The organism is Streptococcus sp. HMSC076C09 (genome assembly GCF_001837905.1).
Classification (GTDB): Bacteria; Bacillota; Bacilli; order Lactobacillales; family Streptococcaceae; genus Streptococcus; species Streptococcus parasanguinis_I.
Genome location: NZ_KV834607.1, coordinates 1 through 381, shown reverse-complemented (window position 1 = coordinate 381; position 381 = coordinate 1). Strand labels below are relative to the sequence as shown.

Genomic DNA, 381 nt, shown 5'->3' with positions numbered 1-381 from the left:
GGCTTGCTGACGTTGAAGCTGATTCAGACGCTGACGTTGAAGCTGATTCAGACAATGATTCAGATACTGATACTGATTCGCTCAATGATACTGATGCTGACTCAGATTGTGATTCTGAAATAGATTGTGATGCTGACTCAGATGCAGACGCTGATTCGCTCAATGATGCTGATTGGCTTAGTGATGTTGAAGCTGATTCAGACGCTGATGTTGAAGCCGATTCAGACAATGATTCAGATACTGAAGCTGATTCGCTCAATGATACTGATGCTGACTCAGATTGTGATTCTGAAATAGATTGTGATGCTGACTCAGATGCAGACGCTGATGTACTCAATGATGCTGACTGGCTTGCTGATGTTGAAGCTGATTCAGATGCTG

1 pseudogene is annotated in these 381 nt (G+C 43.3%); it reads left to right on the top strand.

The window, feature by feature from the left end:
• Window positions 1-381: pseudogene (locus HMPREF2704_RS11375) on the top strand (hypothetical protein); the annotation flags it as partial.